Annotated in this window: 1 rRNA gene; it reads left to right on the forward strand. The window is 53.8% G+C overall.

The window, feature by feature from the left end:
* Nucleotides 1-95: 95 nt before the first annotated feature.
* Nucleotides 96-1,635 (forward strand): 16S ribosomal RNA (locus OXR04_RS21490).
* The last annotated feature ends 11 nt before the right edge of the window (nucleotides 1,636-1,646 follow it).

Raw genomic sequence — 1,646 nt, forward strand, 5'->3', positions numbered from 1 at the left:
AAAATATCAAAGCCTCACGAGTGAACACATAATGAAATTCATTATGACGTTTTACAGATGAGCACCGCTGAACTCGTTTCAGCAAATCAAACTTTAAATTGAAGAGTTTGATCATGGCTCAGATTGAACGCTGGCGGCAGGCCTAACACATGCAAGTCGGACGGTAGCACAGAGAGCTTGCTCTTGGGTGACGAGTGGCGGACGGGTGAGTAATGTCTGGGGATCTGCCCGATAGAGGGGGATAACCACTGGAAACGGTGGCTAATACCGCATAACGTCGCAAGACCAAAGAGGGGGACCTTCGGGCCTCTCACTATCGGATGAACCCAGATGGGATTAGCTAGTAGGCGGGGTAATGGCCCACCTAGGCGACGATCCCTAGCTGGTCTGAGAGGATGACCAGCCACACTGGAACTGAGACACGGTCCAGACTCCTACGGGAGGCAGCAGTGGGGAATATTGCACAATGGGCGCAAGCCTGATGCAGCCATGCCGCGTGTATGAAGAAGGCCTTCGGGTTGTAAAGTACTTTCAGCGGGGAGGAAGGCGGTGAGGTTAATAACCTCGCCGATTGACGTTACCCGCAGAAGAAGCACCGGCTAACTCCGTGCCAGCAGCCGCGGTAATACGGAGGGTGCAAGCGTTAATCGGAATTACTGGGCGTAAAGCGCACGCAGGCGGTCTGTTAAGTCAGATGTGAAATCCCCGGGCTTAACCTGGGAACTGCATTTGAAACTGGCAGGCTTGAGTCTCGTAGAGGGGGGTAGAATTCCAGGTGTAGCGGTGAAATGCGTAGAGATCTGGAGGAATACCGGTGGCGAAGGCGGCCCCCTGGACGAAGACTGACGCTCAGGTGCGAAAGCGTGGGGAGCAAACAGGATTAGATACCCTGGTAGTCCACGCCGTAAACGATGTCGACTTGGAGGTTGTTCCCTTGAGGAGTGGCTTCCGGAGCTAACGCGTTAAGTCGACCGCCTGGGGAGTACGGCCGCAAGGTTAAAACTCAAATGAATTGACGGGGGCCCGCACAAGCGGTGGAGCATGTGGTTTAATTCGATGCAACGCGAAGAACCTTACCTACTCTTGACATCCAGAGAACTTTCCAGAGATGGATTGGTGCCTTCGGGAACTCTGAGACAGGTGCTGCATGGCTGTCGTCAGCTCGTGTTGTGAAATGTTGGGTTAAGTCCCGCAACGAGCGCAACCCTTATCCTTTGTTGCCAGCGATTCGGTCGGGAACTCAAAGGAGACTGCCGGTGATAAACCGGAGGAAGGTGGGGATGACGTCAAGTCATCATGGCCCTTACGAGTAGGGCTACACACGTGCTACAATGGCGCATACAAAGAGAAGCGACCTCGCGAGAGCAAGCGGACCTCACAAAGTGCGTCGTAGTCCGGATCGGAGTCTGCAACTCGACTCCGTGAAGTCGGAATCGCTAGTAATCGTGGATCAGAATGCCACGGTGAATACGTTCCCGGGCCTTGTACACACCGCCCGTCACACCATGGGAGTGGGTTGCAAAAGAAGTAGGTAGCTTAACCTTCGGGAGGGCGCTTACCACTTTGTGATTCATGACTGGGGTGAAGTCGTAACAAGGTAACCGTAGGGGAACCTGCGGTTGGATCACCTCCTTACCTGAAGATAC

The sequence above is a fragment of the Pantoea sp. GM_Pan_3 genome, assembly GCF_026541045.1.
GTDB classification, from domain to species: Bacteria; Pseudomonadota; Gammaproteobacteria; order Enterobacterales; family Enterobacteriaceae; genus Pantoea; species Pantoea anthophila.